Source organism: Ferribacterium limneticum, from assembly GCF_020510625.1.
GTDB lineage: Bacteria > Pseudomonadota > Gammaproteobacteria > Burkholderiales > Rhodocyclaceae > Azonexus > Azonexus limneticus_A.
In genome coordinates, this window is record NZ_CP075191.1 from 2,258,265 (window position 1) to 2,281,541 (window position 23,277).

25 protein-coding genes are annotated in these 23,277 nt (G+C 57.4%); all 25 read left to right on the plus strand.

Going from position 1 to position 23,277, the window contains the following annotated elements:
* The first annotated feature begins 202 nt into the window (after window positions 1–202).
* The 25 genes from KI617_RS10740 (at window position 203) to KI617_RS10860 (ending at window position 23,276) form a co-directional block, all read left to right on the plus strand.
* The gene (locus KI617_RS10740; RefSeq protein WP_226446130.1) at window positions 203–1,525 is read left to right on the plus strand and encodes a hypothetical protein; all 1,323 of its coding nucleotides are present in this window, start codon (window positions 203–205) and stop codon (window positions 1,523–1,525) included.
* Window positions 1,525–2,754: a helix-turn-helix transcriptional regulator gene (locus tag KI617_RS10745; protein ID WP_226446132.1), complete on the plus strand. Its 1,230-nt coding sequence runs from the start codon at window positions 1,525–1,527 to the stop codon at window positions 2,752–2,754. Before KI617_RS10740 ends, KI617_RS10745 begins: the two co-directional genes overlap by 1 nt.
* On the plus strand, window positions 2,751–3,266 hold the full coding sequence (locus KI617_RS10750) for a glycoside hydrolase family protein (protein ID WP_226446133.1): 516 nt from the start codon (window positions 2,751–2,753) through the stop codon (window positions 3,264–3,266). The genes KI617_RS10745 and KI617_RS10750 overlap by 4 nt, the downstream gene beginning before the upstream one ends.
* The gene (locus tag KI617_RS10755) at window positions 3,263–3,445 is read left to right on the plus strand and encodes a hypothetical protein (protein ID WP_226446134.1); all 183 of its coding nucleotides are present in this window, start codon (window positions 3,263–3,265) and stop codon (window positions 3,443–3,445) included. The genes KI617_RS10750 and KI617_RS10755 overlap by 4 nt, the downstream gene beginning before the upstream one ends.
* The gene (locus KI617_RS10760; protein WP_226446135.1) at window positions 3,442–3,972 is read left to right on the plus strand and encodes a lysis system i-spanin subunit Rz; all 531 of its coding nucleotides are present in this window, start codon (window positions 3,442–3,444) and stop codon (window positions 3,970–3,972) included. Before KI617_RS10755 ends, KI617_RS10760 begins: the two co-directional genes overlap by 4 nt.
* Entirely contained in the window at window positions 3,965–4,189 is a 225-nt protein-coding gene (locus tag KI617_RS10765) for a hypothetical protein (protein WP_226446136.1), read from the plus strand. The genes KI617_RS10760 and KI617_RS10765 overlap by 8 nt, the downstream gene beginning before the upstream one ends.
* A complete protein-coding gene (locus KI617_RS10770; protein WP_226446137.1) occupies window positions 4,186–5,664 on the plus strand; it encodes a S49 family peptidase in 1,479 nt (492 codons plus the stop codon). The genes KI617_RS10765 and KI617_RS10770 overlap by 4 nt, the downstream gene beginning before the upstream one ends.
* A 12-nt stretch (window positions 5,665–5,676) precedes the next feature.
* Window positions 5,677–6,183, plus strand: a complete 507-nt coding sequence (locus KI617_RS10775) for a hypothetical protein (RefSeq protein WP_226446138.1) — start codon at window positions 5,677–5,679, stop codon at window positions 6,181–6,183.
* 26 nt (window positions 6,184–6,209) lie between these two features.
* Entirely contained in the window at window positions 6,210–7,388 is a 1,179-nt protein-coding gene (locus tag KI617_RS10780; RefSeq protein WP_226446139.1) for a hypothetical protein, read from the plus strand.
* Window positions 7,389–7,455: 67 nt separating this feature from the next.
* Window positions 7,456–7,656, plus strand: coding sequence for a hypothetical protein (locus KI617_RS10785; RefSeq protein ID WP_226446140.1), 201 nt, complete (start codon window positions 7,456–7,458; stop codon window positions 7,654–7,656).
* Window positions 7,656–8,147: a hypothetical protein gene (locus KI617_RS10790; protein WP_226446141.1), complete on the plus strand. Its 492-nt coding sequence runs from the start codon at window positions 7,656–7,658 to the stop codon at window positions 8,145–8,147. The genes KI617_RS10785 and KI617_RS10790 overlap by 1 nt, the downstream gene beginning before the upstream one ends.
* Window positions 8,147–8,977 carry a hypothetical protein gene (locus tag KI617_RS10795; RefSeq protein WP_226446143.1) on the plus strand — a complete coding sequence of 277 codons (831 nt, stop codon included), beginning with the start codon at window positions 8,147–8,149 and terminating at the stop codon, window positions 8,975–8,977. Before KI617_RS10790 ends, KI617_RS10795 begins: the two co-directional genes overlap by 1 nt.
* Entirely contained in the window at window positions 8,974–9,480 is a 507-nt protein-coding gene (locus KI617_RS10800) for a hypothetical protein (RefSeq protein ID WP_226446145.1), read from the plus strand. Before KI617_RS10795 ends, KI617_RS10800 begins: the two co-directional genes overlap by 4 nt.
* Window positions 9,477–9,881, plus strand: coding sequence for a phage tail terminator-like protein (locus KI617_RS10805; protein ID WP_226446147.1), 405 nt, complete (start codon window positions 9,477–9,479; stop codon window positions 9,879–9,881). The genes KI617_RS10800 and KI617_RS10805 overlap by 4 nt, the downstream gene beginning before the upstream one ends.
* A 65-nt stretch (window positions 9,882–9,946) precedes the next feature.
* Entirely contained in the window at window positions 9,947–11,146 is a 1,200-nt protein-coding gene (locus KI617_RS10810; RefSeq protein ID WP_226446148.1) for a phage tail tube protein, read from the plus strand.
* A gap of 142 nt (window positions 11,147–11,288) precedes the next feature.
* A complete protein-coding gene (locus KI617_RS10815) occupies window positions 11,289–11,684 on the plus strand; it encodes a hypothetical protein (protein ID WP_226446150.1) in 396 nt (131 codons plus the stop codon).
* A 56-nt stretch (window positions 11,685–11,740) separates the two neighbouring features.
* Window positions 11,741–12,013, plus strand: a complete 273-nt coding sequence (locus KI617_RS10820; RefSeq protein ID WP_226446151.1) for a phage tail assembly chaperone — start codon at window positions 11,741–11,743, stop codon at window positions 12,011–12,013.
* A 10-nt stretch (window positions 12,014–12,023) separates the two neighbouring features.
* Window positions 12,024–16,097 carry a phage tail tape measure protein gene (locus KI617_RS10825; RefSeq protein WP_226446152.1) on the plus strand — a complete coding sequence of 1,358 codons (4,074 nt, stop codon included), beginning with the start codon at window positions 12,024–12,026 and terminating at the stop codon, window positions 16,095–16,097.
* Entirely contained in the window at window positions 16,094–16,432 is a 339-nt protein-coding gene (locus KI617_RS10830; RefSeq protein ID WP_226446153.1) for a phage tail protein, read from the plus strand. Before KI617_RS10825 ends, KI617_RS10830 begins: the two co-directional genes overlap by 4 nt.
* Complete coding sequence (locus KI617_RS10835; RefSeq protein WP_226446154.1) at window positions 16,429–17,124, plus strand: phage minor tail protein L; 696 nt, start codon at window positions 16,429–16,431, stop codon at window positions 17,122–17,124. The genes KI617_RS10830 and KI617_RS10835 overlap by 4 nt, the downstream gene beginning before the upstream one ends.
* Before the next feature lie 61 nt (window positions 17,125–17,185).
* On the plus strand, window positions 17,186–17,899 hold the full coding sequence (locus KI617_RS10840; protein ID WP_226446155.1) for a C40 family peptidase: 714 nt from the start codon (window positions 17,186–17,188) through the stop codon (window positions 17,897–17,899).
* On the plus strand, window positions 17,893–18,459 hold the full coding sequence (locus KI617_RS10845) for a tail assembly protein (protein ID WP_226446156.1): 567 nt from the start codon (window positions 17,893–17,895) through the stop codon (window positions 18,457–18,459). Before KI617_RS10840 ends, KI617_RS10845 begins: the two co-directional genes overlap by 7 nt.
* Window positions 18,459–19,049 carry a tail assembly protein gene (locus KI617_RS10850; protein ID WP_226446157.1) on the plus strand — a complete coding sequence of 197 codons (591 nt, stop codon included), beginning with the start codon at window positions 18,459–18,461 and terminating at the stop codon, window positions 19,047–19,049. The genes KI617_RS10845 and KI617_RS10850 overlap by 1 nt, the downstream gene beginning before the upstream one ends.
* Window positions 19,050–19,191: 142 nt before the next feature.
* Window positions 19,192–22,680, plus strand: coding sequence for a host specificity protein J (locus KI617_RS10855; RefSeq protein WP_226446158.1), 3,489 nt, complete (start codon window positions 19,192–19,194; stop codon window positions 22,678–22,680).
* On the plus strand, window positions 22,677–23,276 hold the full coding sequence (locus KI617_RS10860; RefSeq protein ID WP_226446159.1) for a hypothetical protein: 600 nt from the start codon (window positions 22,677–22,679) through the stop codon (window positions 23,274–23,276). Before KI617_RS10855 ends, KI617_RS10860 begins: the two co-directional genes overlap by 4 nt.
* Window position 23,277 lies beyond the last annotated feature (1 nt).

Here is a 23,277-nt window from a genome sequence, read left to right on the forward strand (position 1 = left end):
TCGCGAATTTTTCACGAACCTGAGTGCGGCAGCCGGCCTAGCGCCGGTCGCTGAACCAAAGGTAAAACGAGGGCCGTTGGCCCTTCCGTCTTTTCTCAAGACAGCTAGGCCGTCAACGTCTTCCTCTCTGCCAAGGGAAGACCGAAACATCGCCTCCAAAGACTTGACCACCCTAAGAACGGGGGCGAGTACGAACGCGGTCATGCGCGAGTTCATCGCCACGTCTCCGGACCTGAGCGCAGCTGTCTTCGCTTACACCCGCTCGGCGATCACCTCCAAATTCACGGCCTACGCCAAAAACCCGGACGGCACCTTCAACCCTGAAGCGACCAGCCTTCTGCAGCAGCTGATCACCCGCTTCAACGTCCTGCCGAACTACGACAACGGCTACGCGTCGATGGGCTCCATGACCGGCATCAGCGAGTCGCTGGTCAAGGAGTGCATGAGCTACGGTGCCATGGCCTGTGAGCTTGTGCTTGACAAGGCTCGGCTGCCTGCCTACATCCAGCCGCTGTCGGTTACGCACATCAAGTTCTACCCGGACAGCAAGGGCATCCTGCGGCCCAAGCAGGAGCTTTCAGGCAACAAGGTTGATCTCGACAACCCCTGCTTTTTCTATATGGCGCTCGACCAGGACCTGCTTCAGCCTTACGCATCGTCGCCGATGGAGCCGGCCCTGCAGCCGAGCCTGTTTGCCGCCGAGTTCCTCAACGACATCCGGCGCGTCGTGCAGACGGCCATCCACCCTCGCCTGCACGTCACTATCGACGAGGCCAAGCTGTCGCGCAGCATCCCTGCCGAAGCTCAGCATGACCCAGTCAAGAAGGCCGAGTGGGTAGCTGGCGTCGTCGCCCAGATCAAGGACTCAGTAACCAACCTTGCACCTGACGAGGCTCTGGTCACCCTTGATTCTCTCGGCATCAACCTGCTGAACAACGGCAACATCAGCCTGGCGGACGAGTACAAGATCATCCGCGACATCTCGGACGCCAAGCTCGCGACCGGAGCCAAGACCCTGCCAGCCATCCTTGGCCACGGCACGATGTCGAGCAACATCGCTTCGACCGAGACGATGCTGTTCATGCGCAATGCACAGGGCGTCCAGACCAAGGTCAATGAGCTCTACTCCCGTCTCTTCACCTTGGCGCTGCGCCTTTACGGCATGGACGTCTATGTCGAGTTCGCCTACGCACCGATCGACCTGCGTCCTGAAGCGGAGATGGAGACGTTCAAGTCACTCAAGCAGTCCCGTGTGCTGGAACTGTTGAGCATCGGCATGCTGACAGACGACGAGGCCTGCCTTGACCTGACCGGCCACCTGCCTCCGCAGGGCTACAAGCCGCTGGCCGGCACGATGTTCAAGAGCAAGTCAGGGGCTACCGACAGCAACCCGAACGGCGACTCGAACAGCGGCTCGACGCTCAACCAGAACCTCAACTCCGACGCGCCCAAGGGCGTGAAGGGCCAAAACAAGAAGGCTGACCCCATGAAAGCAAACCTTGTCGCAATCGCTGGTGGCAACTGATGGCTTATAGCACTGAGGAGATTGTCGCAGCCTATATGGCCAACGGGCAGAGTCAGCGAGCCACGTCACGGGTTCTGAACATGGCCGTCTCGACTGTTCAGTATCACCTGGACAAAGCTGGACTTCGCGGCGCCGTGGCTCAGCTGGCTGCCGAGGTGAAGCCCGAGGCGCTGACGCAGGAACTCATCCTTGCTGACAAGGTCAAGCAGCTGGAAGCCCAGCTCGCCCTGTTCAAGCGAGAGACACTGGACGACCACTATGTCAAAACCAAAATCCTTGGCATCAAGGAAGAGTTCGACCAACTGGCTCCACCGATCTGGCTGACTACGCCATCCAGCAGCGGGCACAGCCTTTCGGTACCAACTCTGCTGCTGTCTGACCTGCATTGGGGCGAAGTCGTGGATGCCAAGCAAGTCTCTGGGATCAACGAATACAACATCGGGATAGCTAACCGGCGCCTGGATACGGTCATCGAAAAGGCTGTCATGCTGCTCCGTGAGCACATCGCTGGTGTGGATTACCCGGGTTTTGTCCTCTGTCTTGGTGGCGACCTCCTTGCCGGCGATATCCACGATGAGCTCAAGGAGACCAACGATGGTCCGACCTTCCCAGCGCTGCTCAACTTATTGTCGGCCCTGATCTCGAAGATTGAGTTCCTTGCTGATGAGTTTGACTACGTGTATGTCCCATGCGTGGCCGGCAACCATGGTCGCACGACGCGCAAGCCCCGCGCCAAGCACCGCAACGAGACGAACCTAGACTGGTTGCTGTACCAGTTCCTTGCCCTGCACTTCCAAGGCGATTCCCGCGTTGTCATCGACGCGCCGACTAGCCCTGAGCTGACCTACAAGGTATTCAATCATACCTACCACCTGTGCCACGGTGACCAGCTTGGCAAGGGTGGCGACGGCATCATTGGTTCTTTTGGCCCGATCATCCGTGGTGATCACAAGCGGCGCTCGCTGCAGTCCCAGCTGAACAAGCCGTACAACACGATGATCCACGGCCACTACCACACGTATGCCGCGACCCAGCGCTTCATCTCGAACGGTTCGCTGGTTGGCTACGACGAATACGCCATGGCCTGTGGCTTCGGCTACGAGATACCCCAGCAGGCATTCTGGCTGACGCATGCCGAGCATGGCATCACCTTCTCGATGCCGGTTCATGCGGAAGAGCCAAAGAAGGTTGCGCCGGCCAAGTGGGTTTCCTTCGAGGAGCGCACGTGATCAGGCAGCGCATCCTTGTCGGAGCACTCTCCCTATCGGCTGCCGGCTTCGCTGGCATTGCCCTGCAGGAGGGTTACACCGAGCAGGCGATTGTGCCTGTGCCTGGCGATCCGCATACCTTTGGGATAGGTTCCACCACCGGCCCAGACGGCAAGCCTGTCAAAGCAGGTGACAAGATCAAGCCGACGCAGGCAATCCGCCTTGCTGTGCGTGACATTGAGGACAAAGAAGTGCGCCTGCGGGCCTGCTTCGGCGATGTTGCCCTCTACCAGCATGAGTACGATGCGTTTGTCGACCTTTCCTATAATGTCGGCGTTGGCGCCGTGTGCAACTCCTCGATCCCGAAGAAGTTGAAGGCGGAACAGCACGAACTGGCCTGCAACACGATCCTCGACTTCAAGTCTGTCCAGCACCGGAACTGCTGCCTGCCGGCGAACCGTAGGTTCTGCGGCGGCGTGTGTGACCGGCGCAAGGAGATGGCGGCACTGTGCCTGACCGGAGTGCGCAAATGAAGGCTTTCGATCTCGCTGCCGGCATCACCATCGTGCTCATCCTCAGCTTGCAGGCAGCCTCCTTCTGGGCGCTTTCTACCCACGAGCTCAGCTTCAAGGACTATGCCGCACTCTGGGCACCTGCCCTCACCCTCGCTCTCGGTTACTGGTTTCGTGGTACGCAGGCGGTGACGCAATGAACCCCTACCTGATCCTTGCCCTCATCGTTGCATGGGGCCTGTCCCTTGTTGGCGTTGGCAACTGGCAGTACGACGCTGGCGTGACGAGCGAGCGCTTGGTCTGGCAGAGCCAGCAAAGCACGCAGTTGCGTACCGCACTCGCCGACGTTAGCCGGTTGCAGAAGCAGGCCCGTGACGATGAAGCCACGCACGCCAAAGCTCTAGCCGACAACTCTGCCCACTACCAGGAGCAACTACTCAATGAAAAAGCTACCAATGCTCGCCGCGTTGCTGACATTCGCAATGGCACTCTCAAGCTGCGCCAGCCAACCGGCCTTAACGCCAACGCTGCAAGTGGAGTCAAGGCGCCTGGCACCAGCCCCAGCGGATGTGATGGTCAAGCGGGAGCCGAATTTTCGATCGAGACTGCTGAGTACCTTTACAACCTCGCAGGAGAAGCAGACGAGGTTGTCATCCAGCTCGGAGCCTGCCAGCAAGTAGTTATCGAAGACAGAAAAACAGTGAATACGGAGAACGAAAGTGATTGAAGTAGGTGAAAAGGTATCGAGCGTAATTACTTACACCTCAAGCGGCAGTGTTCTGCTGTTTGGTTGGTTGATTAGTGACCTCAGTATGGCTATTGCGGCAGCCGTTGCAATCCTTGGCTACCTCACTGGACTGTTCTTTCAGATGAAGCACCTGAAGATTAAAGAGCGTGAGCTTGAAGCTCGCCTAGCCGGCAACACCGAGGAGGAAGTAACGTGAAAACCACACAAGGTAAAGTCTGGGCGGGCACCGAGTCCAGCCTGCAATGCGCTCTTGACGCCGAGCAGTCCGTCACTGACAAGGTCATGGCTGGCGACTATGCCAAGGACAACACTGAGGACGAACTACCCTACCTGCTAACCAAGCAGGACTCTGTGGGCATCGTCAGCATCAAGGGGTCCCTTGTCAATCGCGACAGCGAGTGGAACAAGTACTTCGGGATCACCAGCTACAACGCGATCCGCGAGGCGATGATTGCCGCAGCCAACGATCCAGAAGTTAGCTCGATCGTGCTTGATATTGATTCTGGTGGCGGCGCCGTGAATGGTGTCAGCGACACAGCAACTCTGATCCGCATGATCAATGACAAGGTCAAGCCTGTTGTCGCCTTTACCGATGGCACGATGGCCTCAGCTGCTTACTGGCTGGGCTGCTCTGCTGGCCAGGTCTTCGCCGGCCGCACTGCACTTGTTGGCTCCATCGGCGTGATCGCTACCCATATGGAGTACAGCAAGCAGCTGAAGGAATCTGGCGTCGGCGTTACGGTCGTCCGCTCTGGCAAGTACAAAGCGCTGCTGAACAGCGTCGAGCCGGCCAGCAAGGAGGCAATCGCTGGGCTTCAGAGCCTCCTTGACGTTACCTACAACGTCTTCGCAGGCCACGTTGCTGACATGCGTAACAAGACGATGCAGGTCGTTGAAGACACCATGGCACAGGGGCGTGAGTTCGTAGGCGAGGCTGCTGTAGGCGCTTCTCTGGTCGATGGCATCACCACCTTCGACAAGCTGCTGTCAGGACTAGAAGCAGAATCTATTGACACACCAGCAAATTTTATCGACAATTTCAAAAACTCTCATCAAGGAGGCCTCATGAAGAAGGCACTGACTGAGCAGCAAATCGCTGCCATCGCTGTAGGCGGACAACAAGCCGCTGTTTCCACACCCGTTGTCGAAGGCTCTACGGATACTGTCATTGCCAACCCTGAAGCTGCAGTTGCTTCGGTTGAAGGACAGGCTGCAGTGGTTGCTCCGGTTGAAGGTCAAGAGGCTGCTCCGGTCGAAGCACAGGCTGCCGTTGCTGCACCCGTGGCAGCTGACGCGGGCGTCGTCGCTTACCTACAGGCCGAAATCAAAGAGAAGGACAGCGCCATTCTGGCTGCCAACGTGAAGCTGGCGCAGATCGAGGGGGAGCACGAAACCTTCAAGGCTTCCATCAATGCTTTGATGGAGATCGCTGGTTCTGCCATCGGCAACCTACAGGTCGCACTTGGTGGCACGGCCACCGATATCTCGGCCATGGCCCCGCTCCAAGTTATCGCTGAGCACAAGCGACTGGCCGGCGAGTTCAAGAACAAGTTCAAGGCTGGAGGTGTTGCTGCAGTTGATGCAGCCATCGAAACCCCGGTAACCGTCACGATCGACCCGCTTCACAAGGCTCGCCTTGCTGCGGTGCGTTCTGCATCCAAAGCCAAATAAGGAGAAAACCAAATGGCTAAGTTTCAAATGAAGGAACGCATCCTTACCAACGCCAAGTCGGCTCGGCTGGCTGAAGGTACGGACGCAGCGAATGCGACCCGCGCTACGCAGGTCACGAACAACCACGGCCAAGAAGAAGTCGGCAAGTTCGTCAAGACGAACGGGGAATCCCGCTTCTCCTTGGCGGCTGCCGGTGACCAGATCGAAGGTTTCATCACCTCCCTGGAAGCTGCTCAGGTCGATGGCTACACCTTCGGCTCTGTTGCCGGCTCGGTTGGCGACTACAAAGAAGTCATGTTCGACGGCCTGCAAGCAACCCCGGGCACCGGCACTCTCGTTGTCGGCGACCGCGTTGTTGTCGGTTCCGTTTCCGCCAAGGGCACCGCGTTGCCTGGCGCTGTCAAGGTGTGCAAGGCCACGACCCAGACCGGCATGGATTATGTCTGGCGCGTCGTTTCCCTTGGTTCCGCTGGTACGGGTGCTGTCGGCACTGTCGGCACCATCGAACGCGTTTCCTAATCAGCAGCCCACAAGGAGAAATATAAATGGCCGCTTTTATCGACGACGCAGGGCAGACTCAACAAGTCACCCTTGACGTCTCCATGTACCGGGTTGCTGCTGACAACAACCTGTCTTTCGAGCAGTACGTCAATCGCCAGTTCCCGGCTTCCGCCAACGGTAACACGTTTGACCAGCTGCTCGCCTCCGAAGGCATCTTCGTTCGCGGTGACCGCTCCATCGGCCTGCGTTCCGCCTCCATGGACGAAGTCCTGAATGGTCGCCCGCGGATGGAAGCCGGCGTCATCGTCAAGGACGCCGTTCCGACCTCGCGTATCCTCTTCCCGGCGGCGATCCTTGCCGCCGTCGAAGACAAACTGGTGGCCGATCTTGAAATGAACCCGAACGCGTTCGACCGCCTGGTTGCTCTCGACGAGACGATCAGCAACGACCGCTGGGAACGCCCGATCCTGAACTTCAGCAAGCCGGAAGCTGCCCGCTCGCAAGCGATCAGCCAACTGTCCTTGCCGACCTCGATGCTCACCATCACCGCTTCGCAGATCAGCCGGGCCATCCCGACTCGCTCGATCGGTATGGAAGTTTCCGACCAGGCGCTGCGTGGCACCTCCCTCGACCTTGTCACCCTCGCCCTTGCTCGCCAGCGTGCGACCGAGCGTAACGAGCGTGCCAACGAATACATCCTGTCCCTGCTCAACGGTGACAACGATATCGGCATGGGCGCCCTTTCCGCGATCGCCAACAAGGTCAAGAAGGCCAACACCTTCGACACCTCGATCGCTACTGCCGGCGTGCTGACCCAGAAGGCCTGGATGGCTTTCCTGATCAACAACGCTACCCGTCGCACGATCACCCACGTGATCACCGACTTGGCAGGTGCTCTGGCCATCGAGCAGCGTACCGGCAAGCCGATCATCACGAACGACAACGCCAACTCTCCGCGTGTGAACACGGAAATGGTTGTCATGAACCCGCTGTGGCCGCAGAACGTTCAAATCTTCATCACGACCGATCCGCTGTGGCCGGCGAACACCATCGTTGGCCTCGATGCCCGCTACGGCATCCACCGCGTCAATTCGGTCTGGGCTGCCTACGAGGCTGTCGAGCAGTTCGTGCTGAAGCGTTCCACCGCTATGCGCTTCGACTCCGGTGAAGTGGTCGAGCGCCTGTTCGACGACGCCTTCGACGTCCTCGAACTGAAGCTGTAAGCCTTGGGCTGAACTGGCTGCATAACAGGCCCTTCCACAAGAAGGGCCTGTTTTTCTGGAGAACACCATGGCTGTAAAAACGAAAACCCCAAACGCTGCACCAGAGCCTGTACCTGAAGCCAAGGTCATCGAGGTCACTGTGGGCTACGGCTGTTCGCTGATCGACCCGCTGACCAAGGAGACGTACTCGACGTTTCCAAAGCCCCTCGTCGCGTCGGCATGGACTGACACGCAACTTGCCCTTGGCAACCTGATCGAGGCGAAATAATGATCACCACCTACACGACGTATGCAGACGTTCGTGCGGTCATTGGCGTCTCTGAGGATGAGGTCGAGGATGCAACCCTTGCCCTGAGTCTTTACGACGACAAGCTGGCTCTGGAGATGCTGGAGATCAGCCCGAACCTGCCTGCGCTCTATACGCTGACACTGGCTATTGCCGAGGGCAGCCGAACACTGGCGCAGAAGAAACTGGTGCTGCTTACCCGTCTGTTCGCCACGTACCAGGTGGCTCGCCACCTTGGCATAGGCTTGCCAATGGCAGGCCCGAAGTCGATCTCGGACGGCAAGGCCAGCATGTCACGCTTCGCGGGCGAGCCCTACAAGCAAACCCTTGCTGCCCTTGAGGAGAACTTCCAGCGAGCCAAGCAGCAGCTGTCGGAAACCCTTGCTGAGCTTGGTGAAAGCACCAACGGGCAGGTTGCCCTTCCATTCCTGACTGGAGCAGCACCTTCAGTCGATCGAGTGACCAACGCATAATGCGCCTCGCCAAAGCTGCCTCCTACTTCGACCGTACCATCTGTCAAGATGCTTACGGTTCCGCTACCTTCAAGGCGCAGTTCGGGCTGTATGACGACGCGACCCGGGACGGCCTCGGCACCGTGCGCCGTATCCTCTCCACAGCTCCTGAGTTGGTCATGCCGGCTCGACACGCCATTGTTGTGGAAGGGGTTACGTGGCTGATTGGCGACAAGCATCAGGACTTTTTCGGCGCTCTGGCAATTCGGCACAAGTACGTGCTTCACAAAGCTGAGGGCCTCGCTAACCTGCGTTCATTTGCTGAGTGTATAGCTGGTACGGGAGGTTCCCAAGCCTACGCGGCGCCTGTCTGGATCAAAACGAACAAGCAGGTTGAAATCTCTTCCGACCTGTTCAACACCTTCGAAGTCATCCTCGGGCAAGGTGAAGCTGTTGGCGTGCCAAGCGTCATCGAGCTGAATAGCAAGTTCTTCCTGGTGCATTCGACTTACCCGACTGAAGCCGGCTTTCTGGCTGCTTCATCCGTGGAGTTGCCCAGCCCCCGCAGCACCATCACGTCCATCTCTCGGACCTATGTGCCGAACACGGACACGTGGACTGAGGCTCCAGTCTCCGTCACCGGCCTGCACATGCGTTGGCAGGAGCACTTCAAGTACTTCGCCCAGTACAGCACGGACTACGAAGCCGGTGACATGCAGGTGCTGGTCACCAAGACGGACGTCGCCTCTGTCAAAGCAGGTGATCGCTTTGTAGTTGGAGGCCAGACCTACTCAGTAGTCGTTGCATATGACGAAACCCCGATCTGGTCCTGTCACGTGAGGCCAGTGTGATCTATGCCAGCAACGTTGATCAGGTAGCAAAGGACCTAGAGGCCTTTCTCCTTGCAGCGGAGCGGAAGGCCACACTGAAGCTCAAGGTTATTGGCGGTCATGCCCTGCGCTGGCTGGCTACCAACTCACCACAGTACTCTGGTGACTTTGCAGCGAACTGGAAAGTTGCCATCAACGGTATCGACCTGACGTTCAATGACCACGCTGTGAGCGCTGCCGGCACAGCGAAAGCTCGCAGCGTAGGGCAGATTGTTGAAGGTCACGACGCAGCCATGTTCCAGCAGGGTTCGGCCCCTGCTGTTTCCTTCTCGTTTTCCCACGGAGGCCCAGTCATCAACCGGGCTAGGGTGGGCGACACGATCACTATCTCCAACAGCGCAGTGCATGACGAACCCTACGCCTGGAAGATCGAGAAAAACCAGATTAAGTTTCGTGACGAGAACCCTGATGGGGGTCGTGTCATTGAACGCTTCATCACATCATTCAGGAACCTCCCAACATGAACTATGAAACAGCCCGTACAGCACTTGCCGGCCTGATGGAAGCCGCGCTCACGGCCTACCCTACCCTTGCTGTGTCATGGGACAACACGCCGATCGACCTATCCAAGGCTGGCGACCTTGCTCTCCAGATTGAGTACATGTGGGATGACGCAGGTCAGATCGACCTCGGGCTTGCTCCCAACCACAGGACTACCGGCTCCCTCTTCCTGACCATCTTTGCCAAGGCAGGAACCGGCACAGTGAAGGCACTGCAGCTCATGGACACGCTGACGCTTCAGCTGAAGTGCAAGTCCGTCAGCGGGTTGGTTACCACTGTACCGAAGCCTGGCAAGAAGCCAGAGCGCTCCGGATGGAAGACACAGGAACTGCACGTCCCGTTTTACTTCGATTCAACCTCTTGACCTAGGCACGTTTCTTGCTTAGACTCCAAAAAAAAAAAACAAGATCATCACAAAGGTGACACTCTATGGCTCTCGCATCGACCTCGCTGGTACAGCTCCGCTACATCTCTGAAGCTGTTGCTGGTACTACCCCAAATTCAGGCAACGGCACCAATCTGCGAATGACCGGCGAATCGCTGGACTTCGCGGTTCAAACCGAAACCTCCAAGGAAATCCGTTCCGATCGCCAGACCACCGACCTCGTGCAGGTTGGCGCTTCCTGTTCGGGCGGCTTCAACTTCGAGATGTCGTTCAAGGAATATGACTCGCTGCTCGAAGCTGTGCTTCAGGGTGCGTGGGCTGACTACGGTACTGCCGGCAAAGGCACCGCACTTGCACTTGGTATCGACTCCACTGCCGGCACGCTGACCGCTTCCGTGGCTCCGACTGGCAACGATGCTTTTGCAAACCTTGCTGTTGGCCAGTGGTTCCGCCTGAAGGCGCCTGGTGATGCAGCCGACAAGGCCTTCCTGAAGGTTCTGTCTAAGACGGCTACTGCTATTACCGTCGATACGGCCACCCCGATCCCGGGTACTGGCAACCGTGCTGGTGTCGCTGGCTGTGTTATCTCGGCCTCGCGTGTTTCGAACGGCGCTGCCCAGAAGTACTTCACGCTGGAGAAGAACTTCTCTGACGTGAATCGCTTCCTTGCCTACCGCGGCATGTCTCCGAACAAGATGAGCCTTAGCTTCGAGTCTGGCGCCATCGTTACCGGCAACTTCGACTTCATTGGCATGAACGCCAGTGCGATGGTTGCTGCTACCACCCTGCCCGGCTCGCCTACTGCTTCGCAGACCTTCGACGTCATGAACGCCATTACCGGCGTCGGCCAGCTGCTCGAAGGCGGCGTCGCAATGACCTCGACCTTCATCAAGTCACTGAAGCTGGACTTCGACAACGCCCTGCGCGGCCAGACCGCCATCGGTACCTACGGCTTCGTCGGCGTTGCTGGTGGCACCATCAACGTCAGCGGCTCCATGACCGTCTATCTGAAGGACGGCACGGCTTACGACAAGTTCATCAACGGTACCGCCTCCTCGATCTCTTGGACGCTCAAGGACGGCGCCGGCAACGGTTACGTGCTGACCCTGCCGAAGCTGAAGTACTCCTCGGCCAAGGTTGTAGCTGGTGGCCTGAACCAGGATGCGGTGCTGGAAATGCCCTTCACCGCCATCCTTGATCCGGTAACCGCACGGACGATGATCATCGACCGCCTAGCGGCCTAAGCAAACGGGGCACCTGCCCCGTTTCTCAAAGCACCTTGGTAACAGGGTCCTTTGAGAAACACCGCTCTCAGGGCGTGGATTGAAACGAGAAACACTGAGAAGTAACTTTTGAAGAGCACCCAACCTACAAGGAGAACAACAAATGTTGGATATTTTCGCTTCTTTTGCTACCGACGAACTCGCTGAAGTGAATGGTACCTGGCTGCCGTTCAATGGCGCCAAGCTGCTGATCGCCCGCGCCGGCAACCGCAAGTACGTCAAGACCCTGACTAAGAAAGTCGAAACCTTCCAGAAGGAACTCGACGCTCAGGACGAAGCCGCTGACAAGCGCTCCGACGAGATCATGGCTGAAGTCTTCGCTGAATCCATCCTGCTGGGCTGGGAAAACGTCGGCTTCAAGGGCGCTCCGATGGACTACTCCAAGGACAACGCCAAGACTCTGTTGCTGGTCAAGGACTTCCGCCGCGCCGTGGCCGCGCTCTCCGATGACATGAACAACTACCGTGTCAAGGTCGAGGCCGAGCAGGTAAAAAACTAAGGGAGGCACTCAGCTGGCAGCTTCAGTGGGGTCCGCAGGTCAAGTTCCTGCAGGACATGGCGAGGGAAACAGGGATCATTCCAAATGCCCTCGCCATCCGCCCAAGCGTCCGACCTGAGTGCAACCAATACCTCGAAGCGTTCTTCACCTTGAGCGCTTCGAGAAGCAGCAACGGTTACGGACTAAACCCCGTGACGATTGGGGAGATCAAGGACTACGCGCTGATGCTGGACCTTGATCGAGAGGAGGCTCTGAAGCTCCTCAGAGTGGTGCAGGCAATGGACTCCAGCTTCTTGGAGTACATCGCGGAAAAGAACAAGACCTCCTAAGAGGCTGAGCATGTCAGACGCAGTCAGTACCATTGCCCTAAGAGTGGATTCCTCGCAGGCCCGCACGGGCCTGCAGGAGCTCACCGCGTCGATTAACCTGTTCAAGACCAGCCTGTCCAACCTTGGCACGCTGACGGATGGCTACGCCAAGATCAAGCAGGAAGTCCAGGCACTCAAAACCACCTTGGCTGAGTATCAGTCTGGGGTAAGGTCCAGTGGCGCTGCTGAAGAGCAGGCTATCAGTAAGTCGAAGACTGCGTGGGCCAGCTACCGCACGACCGTCGAAGGCGTTGGCCACTCCTACAAAGTCATCTCGAACCTGACCCGCGAGCAGATCAGCGCATCGGTATCGGCTGCTGAAGCTGTCAAGAAAGAGGCAGCTGAGCGCAAGGCCGGCATCCTGCAGGTCACTGCTTCGCTGCAAGACCAGGCCCGCGCCCAGCGCATCGCCAACGAGGCGGCTGCTCAGGTTCCGCAACTGAAAGCCAACCGCAACACACTGACAACCTCCCTTGCTGCACAGGGCGTTGGCACTTTCCCTGCCCGCGAAGCCGGCCTTGCTGACTTCTACAAGCGGCAGGGGCTTGCCGCAGACGCCACGGCCTCTGCCAGCAAGATCAGCCGCGGCTCCTCGACCAATGAGGTGATGAATTCCGTAGCTCAGCTGACAGCTGGGCCGTCAGCTGAACTGAGCAAGCTGAACGAGCATTACCGCCAGCTTGAAGCGAACGTGAGCAAGGTAGGTAAGGCGCATGTGGCTGCCAAGCAGGTGGTCAATGACCACTCCGCTGCCGTCGCTCACCATCGGGACCAGCAGGCGATGCTGCACTCCACCTTGCGAGGCGTAGCTGGTGGCATGGATAACCTGTGGCTGACCTACGGGCGCTACGTGGGTCACATGATCGGCGCCTACGCTGCGGTGACTGCTGCCCGCAAGTCGATGAAGGAAGGCGTCGAGTTCGACTACCAGAGCCGCTACATTGCGGCCATTGGCGATGACAAATCCCCTGACGCTTACAAGCAGGTTCAAGCAGGCCTCGAAGGCGTGAAGGACGCGCCGGCAAGTGTCAACGAGCTTGCAGCAGCCCTGCGGACCCTGCAACAGACAGGAGTTGAAGCCTCGCAGGGGTTAGGTCTATTGCCCACCATCATCGCAGCTTCGACGATGGGCGAGACCACGATGAAGACGGCAACCGAAGACCTTGTTGGCGTACTGGAAGTGTTCAACCTGCATAGTGAAGACCCGAACCGCCTTGCTGCTAACTTCAGAGGTGCAGGTGACGTGCTGGCTTATGTGGCCCAGGAGACTAAGGCCAACTTGCACGACGTAGCGACATCCATGCAGGGCGTAACTGGCGTGGCCGAGCAGTACGGTGTGAAGATGGAAACGGCTGCAGCGGCAATCGCGATGCTGGGTAAGCAAGGCATCGTTGGCAGTAAGGCAGGTACTTACACTCGCTCGATGATGGAGTCTCTCTACGTGCCCACTTCTGCCAAGGCGGAGAAGGTTACGAAGGAGATCGACTTCTCTATGTTTGACAAGGCAGGCAACGTCAAGGACAACTTACAAGGCATCCTTGAACTGGTGAATAAGCTCAAGGAGTACGACCCTAAGAGCCAAGCAACCATGATCGACTCCATGTTCAACGCATGGGGTGCCAAAGCGTTCCGAGGCATCTTCAACGACGTTCAGGGTTTCATCGACAAGCAAAAAGAAGCAGGGGAACAGGCTGGTCTGCTGGCAAAGCAGAACGAGGCGATGACGAAATCCACCAGTTACCAGTTGCAGCAACTGGGAGCGGACTGGGACAACCTCTTCACCAAGGCCGGCAGCGGCAACGAACTCCTTGCTGAGCCGATCAAGGCGCTGCGTGACGCTCTGAAAGACCCTGCCACCGTCGAGAGTCTGAAGTCGATTGTGACTGAGCTCGTGAAGCTCGGCGCCTTCGCCGCACAGAACGTCGATGGCATCCTAATGATCGTCAAGGCCATCGCCGCTTTGGCAGTAGGCCAGGCGGCGGCGGGCGCCGTCACGCTCCTTGGTACAGCTCTGACAGCGGCTGCCGGCCCCTTCGCCGCCATGACTGCGGCGGGTATGGCAGCTACTGGCGCCATGGGTCCGCTACTCACCGGCACAGCTGGCCTGCGTATCGCAATGGCAGGACTTCCTGCAGTACTGGCAGGCGTAACCCTGCCCCTGACGCTTATCGTTGGCGCGGCGGCGGCTGCCGGCGCAGCCTTCTACTTGTTCCGTGATCGCACCTACGAAGCGGTTGATGGAATCAAGACCAAGGTTGAGGGGCTTGCTGAGAGCGTACAGAAGAGTCTTGCTGATGTGATGCGTGACTTAGCCACTATGTCGACTGCCTCTGTCAAGTCGGCTGTGACTAATGCAGGTTCAAGTCTGGCTACTATCAATGATCAGCTTTCGACGCAAAAAGGGCTCATCAAGAGGAAATACGGACTAGGTGACGATGAGGCTATTCGGGCTGCTTACGTTTCCTCTATGGACGACGGGCACGGTGGAGTCTACGCAGAGGGAGAGAAGACACAGGCCCTAGGCGCCTACCTTGATACAGTCAAGAAGCGTGATGCTGCCTCTTCCAGCTACTACAAAGCCAATGAGGCACTTGCTGGCAAGCAGGAGGGCGACTCAGCTGCAGCTCAAGCGGCCAAAGAAAAGGCCAAGGCTGACGAGAAGAAGCTGAGCTACTCCGGAGCTCGCCCTGATCGCGCTGCTGAGAACGACCTCTCGCGTGCCGCAGTCAAGCGCATGGAGTCTGCCCTCAAGGTCGCGAAGAAGGAATACGAGACCATCGCCGCCCAGATTGACACGGACGTCGAGAACTTCGTCATCAACAAATCTGAAGGCATCGCCAAGAAGTACGAGGCTGAGATTCAGATGCTCAACAACCAGGCCGAGACCCTGAAGGGGCAGATCGAACTGGCGCATCGCCGCGGCAAGAAAGCCGACGAAGAGGCTGCCCGCGGCAAGTTGGCCGAGGTGAAAGAGGCTGGCGAGACTGCACAAGCAGAAGCCACCCTTGCCCTGACGAAGAACCAGCAGGCCCTGAACAAGGACACTGCTGAGTACATCATCGCCAAGCAGCAAGAAAGTGAAGAGCTTGCATTCCAGATCACGCTGATCGGCAAAACCGAGCTTGAAGTGCAGAAGCTGATTGCTGCCCGCAAGGACGAACTGGAGTTCCAGAAGCGAGCGAACAACCTGACTGTCGAGAACGGCAAAGTTGTAGCCAAGCCGAAGGAAAACTTTGCTGAGTTGAGTACCGCTCACGAGGAAGCAAGGAAGGAAAAGGATCGCATGGCGACTGAGGAGTATGAAGCTCAGCGCTCCTTCAGCACGGGCTGGAACAAGGCCTACCAAAGCTACATCTCAGACACCTCGAACGCAGCCACGATGGCGGCTGATGCTTTCAAGACGGGCACCTCCACGATGGAGGACGCCATCTACAACCTCGCCACCAATACCAAGGCCAGCTACAAGGACATGGTCAAGGTTGCGCTGCAGGAACTGGCGAGGCTCGCAGCAAAGCAGGCTGCGATGGGCCTGGTGAAGCTGGGAGTAAGCCTTGCCCGCGCGTACTTCGGGAGTTCTAGCTCCAGTTCCAGCACGGCAGGAGCCACGACAACGCCAGGCTACAGCAGTGGAGACCTTGGTTCTGGCATCAAGATGAGTGCCCATGGCAACGTCTTTGCCTCCGAGTCGCTTTCCAAATACAGCAACAATGTCTATTCCAGCCCGCGTGCCTTCGCCTTCGCCAAGGGCGCTGGAATATTCGCTGAGCGCGGCGCCGAGGCAATCATGCCCCTCACGCGGACGGCGACAGGCGACCTTGGCGTTCGCGCAATAGGCGGTGGCGGCGGTGGCGGTGGCCCGATCGAGGTCAATGTCAGCGTCACCGTCCAGGCCAATGGCGATAGCGAGACCACCACCGAAACCAAGGGACCGAACCAGATGGACGCCAAGGCACTTGGCGAGAGCGTGGGTGCCATCGTGAAACAGAAGCTCGTCGAGGAGATGCGCAGCGGCGGGCTGCTTGAGAAGGTGAGGACTGGGCGATGAGCGGAACATTCGTATGGATACCAGATCACGGAGCAGAGGAAGACATCTCGACCTCCGTGCTCTCCGCAAAGTTCGGCGATGGCTATGAGCAGCGGGCCGAGGACGGGATCAACTCAGTCAGATCAAGGTGGAACCTTGTCTTCTCGAAAAGAACGCTGGCCGATGTCAATGCGATGTCTGCGTTCCTTCGCTTGAAGAAGGGGGCCGAACCTTTTGACTGGGCGCCGCCCGGCGAGACTGCTCGCAAGTTCAAGTGTGTTGGCTGGCGCCGTGTGCTGAGCACGGACACTGACTGCTCACTATCCTGCACGCTGGAAGAAGTTTTTGACCTATGAGCATTACGAGCGATGTACAACTCCTTGCTCCCGGGGCGCTGGTCGATCTTTTTGAGGTTGATCTGACAGGCATAGGTGGCGGAACGCTGTTCATTCACCCGGGTCGCAACAGCGTCAATACTGACATCGTCTGGAACGGGAGAACCTACACCGCGTTTCCGGTCAAGGCCGAGGGTTTCGAGGCCACTGGTAACGGGAGAATGCCGAGGCCGACTGTTCGTGTCGCCAATGTTACGGGCTTGATTTCCAGCTTGCTGAAGGACTTCGACGACCTGATCGGTTGCAAGATCACACGTCGCAGAACCTTCGCGAAGTACCTCGATGCCGTGAATTTCCCGGGCGGGGTCAATCCAACAGCAAACCCCCTGCAGGAGTTCCCCAAGGAAGTCTGGTACATCGACCGGAAGGCTACCGAAACCAAGATGATGGTGGAGTTCGAGCTCGCAGCGAGCTGGGACGTTCAGGGAGTGCTGCTTCCTCGCCGGCAATGTATCGCCAACACCTGCACGTGGCGCTACCGCGGACCTGACTGCGGCTATACGGGCGGACCCGTGGCAGACGGAAGAGACAACCCCACTTCAGAAGCTGGACTTGATAGTTGTGGCAAGCGCTTGTCTTCTTGCAAACTCAGGTTTGGATCCTACGCAGTCCTGCCGTTCGGCGCCTTTATTGCAGTCGGGATTATTTCGTAATGGCCAGAATACTTGACATTACAGGCGTTAGAAACTCCAACGCGTCCTACAGGAAACAAGAATGATTGATGTTCGCCCTTTTTTCGAGCAAGCATTCAAGCACGCTCAGGAGACTCCACAGAGAGAGGCCTGCGGGCTTGTGGTTGTACCCTATGGCCACCCCATCTACCGCCCCTGCCGGAACATTGCAGAGACCGATGTCGAGTTTGTGATCCACCCTGCGGATTACCTGAAGGCTGAGCGTGAAGGAATCATCGCGGTGGTGCACTCCCACCTGCATGGCTCGCCGGAACCGAGCATGGCCGACCTCGTAGGCTGCGAGAGTACTAAGCTCCCTTGGATCATTGTCGCGCTGCCATCGGGTGCCTACAAGCAGATCGAGCCTACTGATTTCAAAGCTCCGCTGATCGGGCGTCCGTTTGTGCCTGGTGTGCTGGACTGCTTTTCACTGGCCCGTGACTACTACGCCACAATCGGTCTCGACCTGCCTGACTTTGCCCGGGACGGCGCTTGGTGGGAGCACGGCGAGGACCTCCTCACTCCAGATAATTTCTGGAAAGCTGGCTTCCGCGTAGTGACAGATGGAACCTTAAGGATGGACGATGGTATCATTATGCAGAACGGTATCACCCCTGTCCCGAACCACGTTGCGGTCTATCTTGGTGACGGTTTGATGCTTCACCACTCTGGCAACGCCCTCTCCTGCAAGACGCCTTACGGAGGGTACTGGCAGAAGTGCACCAACTTTATATTGAGGCACGAGTCGAAATGCTGACCCCTGTAATCCTCCATGGGCACCTGGCAGAAAAGTACGGCAGCAGGTTCGACCTAGCTGCCGAGTCTGTGGCGGAAGCCATAGCGCTTCTTCGAGCAAGTTTCGCTACCTTCGCGGATGACGTCATCGGCCACGAGTACCACGTATGGGTAGGTGAATCCAACATAGGTTCGAACGAACTTGCGAACCCTGTGCAAGGCCAAGAGATTCACATTATCCCTGTTATCAAGGGCGCTGGCGGCAACGGCAGCGTCTGGCAGGTCGTCTTAGGTATCGTCCTTGTTGTTGTGGGGGTGCTTACAGCTGAGTTCGGTGGCGGTTTTCTGGTTGACGTCGGCATCGGCCTGATCATCGGCGGAGTAATCGGCATGATCTTTGCCCCTAGCGCCAGGTCCCTCACGTTTGCAGGTCTGGAGCGAGGCGCGTCGAAAGCTTCTTACAGATTCAGCGGCGCTCTCAACGTGTCACGGCAAGGTAACCCGGTTCCGGTGCTTTACGGGCGAGCTGTGGTTGGTTCCCAAGTTATCGCAACGGCGATCTCATCCAAGGACCTTGTCTGATGGCTACGATCACGCTCCACGGAAACCTTGCTGAGCGCTACGGTTCGTGCTTCGAACTGGAAGTTCATTCAGTGCTGCAAGCTATTCAGGTGATCGGCGCCAGCCTTCCCTCCTTTCTGCACGATGTGATCGCCAGCGACAGCGGGTTCGTCGTTACGGTCGATGGCGTTGAAATGCAAAGCCCCGCCGATATGGTGGCTTCGCGATTGAACCCTGACATCCATATTGTCCCTGCAATCAAGGGAGCAGGTGGTGATAACAACGGCCTATCGACAATCCTCCTTGCAGCAGTAGTGGCTGTAGCCAGCTATTACCTAGGCCCAGCAGGTGCCGGGTGGTTGAGCTCGTCAGGGGTTCAGACTGGTTATGCAATCGCAGCCAACCTTGCGATCAGCGGCGTGCTCTCGATGATGGTGTCAGGTCAGAAAGATACGGATGTCCAGGGCGTTCTGGACGAGCAGGAACTCACTTCATACGCCTTTTCAGGCGCAGTGAATACGGTTTCACAGGGCCACCCTGTGCCGGTCCTTTATGGCCGGCTCGTCGTGGGTTCTCAGGTAATTTCAGCAGGGGTGACTGCAGGTGCATAACTACGTTAGAGGTGCAGGTGGCGGTGGTGGTGACAGCGGCGCATCAACCCCGCGTGCAGCGACAATCGCAGCGGACACGCTGGCGTCAGTCCAGTATGCAAGAATCCTAGACCTTGTTTCTGAGGGAGAGGTAGAGGGGCTAGTGAATGGCTTTCAGTCCATTCTAATCGACGACACCCCTCTGCAGAATGCGGATTCATCCTACAACTTCAACGGTTTCACTGTTGAAACTCGTAGCGGTGCAGTTGTCCAGACCCACGTTCCCGGCTTCCCAGCCACTGAGGCGGTTATTGCCTCGTCCATCGGCGAGGTGACTGCTGGTACGCCTCTGACGCGCATGCTGATCGGTGCTTACTATGACGCAGCCCGCATCATGGTTACTGTGCCCCGCCTCTCCACTCAGAACCCTACGTCGGGCGATGTTACTGGCGGATCGGTAGGCGTCCAGATCAGCGTGAATGGTGCAGTCGTTATCACCGACACGATCACCGGCAAGGCCTCAAGTCCTTACAGTAAGGACTACCGTATCGAACTCCCCGGAGATGGTCCTTGGACTATACAAGTGGCTAAGACCACCCCTGATTCTGACGACTACAACTTACGAGACCTACAATGGGCCTCGCTGACGGCCCTCATTGACTCCAAGTTCTCGTACCCGAACTCGGCCCTCGTTGGGATCACTATCGATGCCAGCCAGTTCTCTGCCATCCCTACTCGTGCTTATGACATGAAAGGGTTGCGGATCAGGGTTCCGAAGAATTACGACCCGATCACTCGCGTGTATGCCACCACCGGGCCGGGCACTTCTGGAGGTATCTGGAACGGAGAGATGAAGGTCGCCTGGTCGGACAACCCTGCCTGGTGCTTCTACGATCTGCTGACCAACCCGCGCTACGGCCTTGGTGAGTTCGTCCCTGAATCTCAAGTAGACAAGGCGAACCTGTACGCGATTGGCAAGTACTGCGACGAGCTTGTACCTGATGGCTATGGAGGCCAAGAGCCTCGCTTCAGTTGCAACATGTATCTGCAGACGAGAGAGGAAGCTTTCAAGGTCCTGTCGGACATGACCGGACTGTTTGCCGGCATGCTGTTCTGGGCCTCTGGCGGCTTGTCCTGCACGCAGGATGCGCCTGCAGACGCTGCCTACCAATTCACAAACGCCAACGTAATTGACGGCCTCTTCACTTACAACGGGTCTTCCCGGTCTGTTCGACACACCACTGCTCTAGTTAGCTACAACGACCCGCTCGACCAGTATCGCCGCAAGGTGGAGTACGTTGAGGACCCCGAGGGTATCGAACGTTATGGCATCCGACAGGCTGAACTGGTGGCCATTGGCTGTGCTTCACGCGGGCAGGCTCACCGGATGGGTAAGCGGATTCTCCTGACGGAGCGCTATCTCACTGATGTGGTCACGTTCAAGGTGGGCCTTGAACACCTGCGCTGTTACCCCGGAGCCGTGATCAAGGTCATGGACAACGACAAGGCTGGGGCGCGGTTGGGCGGTCGAGTCAAAGCTGCAACGCTGAACAAGATTACGCTGGACAAGTCGGTAACCCTCCTTGGTACTGAGGCCTACACGCTCTCAGTGATCAAGCCTGATGGAACCATCGAGGAGAGGGGTGTGTTCCTGACTCCCGGCGAGACCACGGAACTGGACCTGACTTCGGCGCTCTCCGAGGTGCCAAACACACAATCGGTATGGGTCCTTGCCAGTACGGCGGTTTCACCGCAACTGTTCAAGGTGGTGAGCATGAAGGAACTGGAGGGGATCACCTACGAGATCACTGCCCTTCAGTACAACCCGAGCAAGTTCGCCGCTATTGACCAAGGCACGCAGTTCGAACCCCTTGCGAATACCGTGACGCCGGCTCGGCCGGCTGAGAAGCTGGCAGCGCCCACTGGCCTGACCCACACGATCGTGCATTACATCGATCAGAATGGCTACTACCGTCCGAGGGTTACTATCCATTGGGATGCCATCGGCTCACCCTACGTGGCAACCTACACAGTCTCCTATCGTTACGGTGGGGGCACCTGGAGAAGCATGCCTGACGTGGCGGTGACTGAAGTTGAACTTGAGGACGCTACCCCCGGCGACTATGAGATCAGCGTGGCGGGTGTATCAATCCTTGGTCGCCCGGGGCATGTTTCATCTGACACGTTTGTGGTTCCAAGTATTGATCCGACCAGTGTCTATTCAGCTACCACTGTATCTCTGGTGGAAGCGTGGGAAGGTCCGGACCTGACAGTGGGCTGGGTAGCCTTGCCTCGTGTGAGAGGCTACTACGTGCGGTTCAAGGTGGGCGCTACCATCGTGCGCCAGTTTGAAACTCCCGATCTGCAATTTACCTACCGCTTCGCCCAGATGGCGGCTGACCAGTCTGACGCCCCTTCTCGTACCCTGACTGTCGAAGTGGAAGGGATTTCCCCTTCAGGAGCACACGGGGCTACGGCATCAATCGTTGTAACCAACTCGCAAATGGCTGAGGCTCCAGCTCCATCTGTAGATGAAGGCGTACAGGCTTTTGCGGTAACGGTTGGTAAGCCAGCCAAAGCTGATTATGCCGGGACGATCTTCTGGGCTTCCCAGACTTCGGGATTCACGCCCGATGATAGCAATAAAATCTACGAGGGACCGGCAACATCCTTCCTGCACATGGGTACAGGCAGCTGGTTCTTCAAGGCAGCCTACTATGACCTGTTCGGGAAGACTGGCCTGAACATTAGCGCTGAGTCAGGTGGCAGCAGCTTTAACGCAGGAGGCTTGCCATCCGTCTCAACCCTACCAGCCAGCCCAGCTGACGTAGGTGGTCAGCAGGTCGTCTACCACCTTGTAGAGAAAAAACTTTACCGATGGGATGGTGTATCGGCCTGGACAAATAAGATCGACGGTGGTGACATGATCCCCGAGTCTATTCTGGCAGAGCACATCGCATCTATCGATCTGAAGGCTATCAGCGCCAGCGTTGGTGAGTTAGAGACCGGCAAGATGAAGGTCGACAATACTGGTCATATCCGAGGTGGGCAGCCCGCATTTGATAATGGTAGTGGGTTCTGGCTTGGCTATGATGTTAACGCTTACAAGCTCTCACTTGGCAACGCCGCCTCTGACAAGATGACGTTCGATGAGAACGGCATGGTGATCAACGGTAACCTGTCCATTGTTTCCAACGCCAGCACACCTGCCATTCTCAATGGCAGTTTCGATGCAGGACTGTTGAATTGGACCACGCAGGTTGCAGGTGCTCAAGGTTCATGGAGTGCTGCCAACGTCGATACAAGGTCGTGCATAAAATTCACAACGCCGTCCACCTACGGAACATCGTTTGACACCTACCTGTACTCTGACAAGTTCGTCGTTGCCCCGGGTCAGGTTTTCTCATCGACAGTCACCTTCAGTGTGGATGCGCTACCTCTAAACGCAGGGATGACGATCACATTGGAGTGCAGTACCAATCCTGCGTTCAGCGGTCAGTATGTCGGGACCGGTGACATCAGCGTGTTCATCAGCCAGCAGGATATATCCGTAGTTGGTGAATGGATCACTGTCGCATTGGACGGTTTGATCCCGCCTGGTAGCTGCTTTGCATCCCTTGTAATCTACTTCTGGGGGCAGCAGGGGTCATGAGCTTGATGATTGATTCGACACTTGTCAGGCTTGAGCAAGCTGGGAATGAGAGCACGTTCAAGGCTGACGTCCTGAGCGCAGGTACTGTGCTTTCTTCCGCACCGATAATCGACGATTCCGATGAGTCGTTCGGATTCGACCTGGCTGTTGCCGGCAAGGGGCCGACCGGGAGAATCCCGCAATTGCTTCCTGTTGGCAGGTGCTTCAAGGTGAAACCTAGACCTAAGCACAATTATGTTGTGCCATATACGGAATGGGTGAGGATGGTACAGGTTGTCCGACAGGGGCAGTGCATCGTGCTCAGAGTGAGTGCCATGGTGACTGCTGTTGACGCGTCACCTGGATACTGTCGTTTCGTGGATAAAACAGACCCTTCAGACTGGTTGTACTTGCCAAGTTACGACGGCTTGACTCAAGGAACACTTAGCCCTGCCTACTCGAATATAGGGTCAAGCTATTACCCAAGTGGCAATCGCTCATTGGATTTCACACATGTGTGGAAAGTCCCTCAGGGTGTTGATGGCCCAAGGGTGATTGCGTTTGAACTTGCAGTCGGCAGCCTCACGTTAACAGAACTACTCATCATGGGTGCATGAG

Coding starts and splice junctions, on each gene's coding strand:
- KI617_RS10740 (WP_226446130.1), top strand. CDS start 203: ATGCGCGAGTTCATCGCCACGTCTCCGGACCTGAGCGCAGCTGTCTTC.
- KI617_RS10840 (WP_226446155.1), top strand. CDS start 17,186: ATGATTGATGTTCGCCCTTTTTTCGAGCAAGCATTCAAGCACGCTCAG.
- KI617_RS10745 (WP_226446132.1), top strand. CDS start 1,525: ATGGCTTATAGCACTGAGGAGATTGTCGCAGCCTATATGGCCAACGGG.
- KI617_RS10795 (WP_226446143.1), top strand. CDS start 8,147: ATGCGCCTCGCCAAAGCTGCCTCCTACTTCGACCGTACCATCTGTCAA.
- KI617_RS10755 (WP_226446134.1), top strand. CDS start 3,263: ATGAAGGCTTTCGATCTCGCTGCCGGCATCACCATCGTGCTCATCCTC.
- KI617_RS10825 (WP_226446152.1), top strand. CDS start 12,024: ATGTCAGACGCAGTCAGTACCATTGCCCTAAGAGTGGATTCCTCGCAG.
- KI617_RS10810 (WP_226446148.1), top strand. CDS start 9,947: ATGGCTCTCGCATCGACCTCGCTGGTACAGCTCCGCTACATCTCTGAA.
- KI617_RS10835 (WP_226446154.1), top strand. CDS start 16,429: ATGAGCATTACGAGCGATGTACAACTCCTTGCTCCCGGGGCGCTGGTC.
- KI617_RS10780 (WP_226446139.1), top strand. CDS start 6,210: ATGGCCGCTTTTATCGACGACGCAGGGCAGACTCAACAAGTCACCCTT.
- KI617_RS10820 (WP_226446151.1), top strand. CDS start 11,741: ATGGCGAGGGAAACAGGGATCATTCCAAATGCCCTCGCCATCCGCCCA.
- KI617_RS10830 (WP_226446153.1), top strand. CDS start 16,094: ATGAGCGGAACATTCGTATGGATACCAGATCACGGAGCAGAGGAAGAC.
- KI617_RS10790 (WP_226446141.1), top strand. CDS start 7,656: ATGATCACCACCTACACGACGTATGCAGACGTTCGTGCGGTCATTGGC.
- KI617_RS10845 (WP_226446156.1), top strand. CDS start 17,893: ATGCTGACCCCTGTAATCCTCCATGGGCACCTGGCAGAAAAGTACGGC.
- KI617_RS10860 (WP_226446159.1), top strand. CDS start 22,677: ATGAGCTTGATGATTGATTCGACACTTGTCAGGCTTGAGCAAGCTGGG.
- KI617_RS10785 (WP_226446140.1), top strand. CDS start 7,456: ATGGCTGTAAAAACGAAAACCCCAAACGCTGCACCAGAGCCTGTACCT.
- KI617_RS10760 (WP_226446135.1), top strand. CDS start 3,442: ATGAACCCCTACCTGATCCTTGCCCTCATCGTTGCATGGGGCCTGTCC.
- KI617_RS10775 (WP_226446138.1), top strand. CDS start 5,677: ATGGCTAAGTTTCAAATGAAGGAACGCATCCTTACCAACGCCAAGTCG.
- KI617_RS10815 (WP_226446150.1), top strand. CDS start 11,289: ATGTTGGATATTTTCGCTTCTTTTGCTACCGACGAACTCGCTGAAGTG.
- KI617_RS10805 (WP_226446147.1), top strand. CDS start 9,477: ATGAACTATGAAACAGCCCGTACAGCACTTGCCGGCCTGATGGAAGCC.
- KI617_RS10850 (WP_226446157.1), top strand. CDS start 18,459: ATGGCTACGATCACGCTCCACGGAAACCTTGCTGAGCGCTACGGTTCG.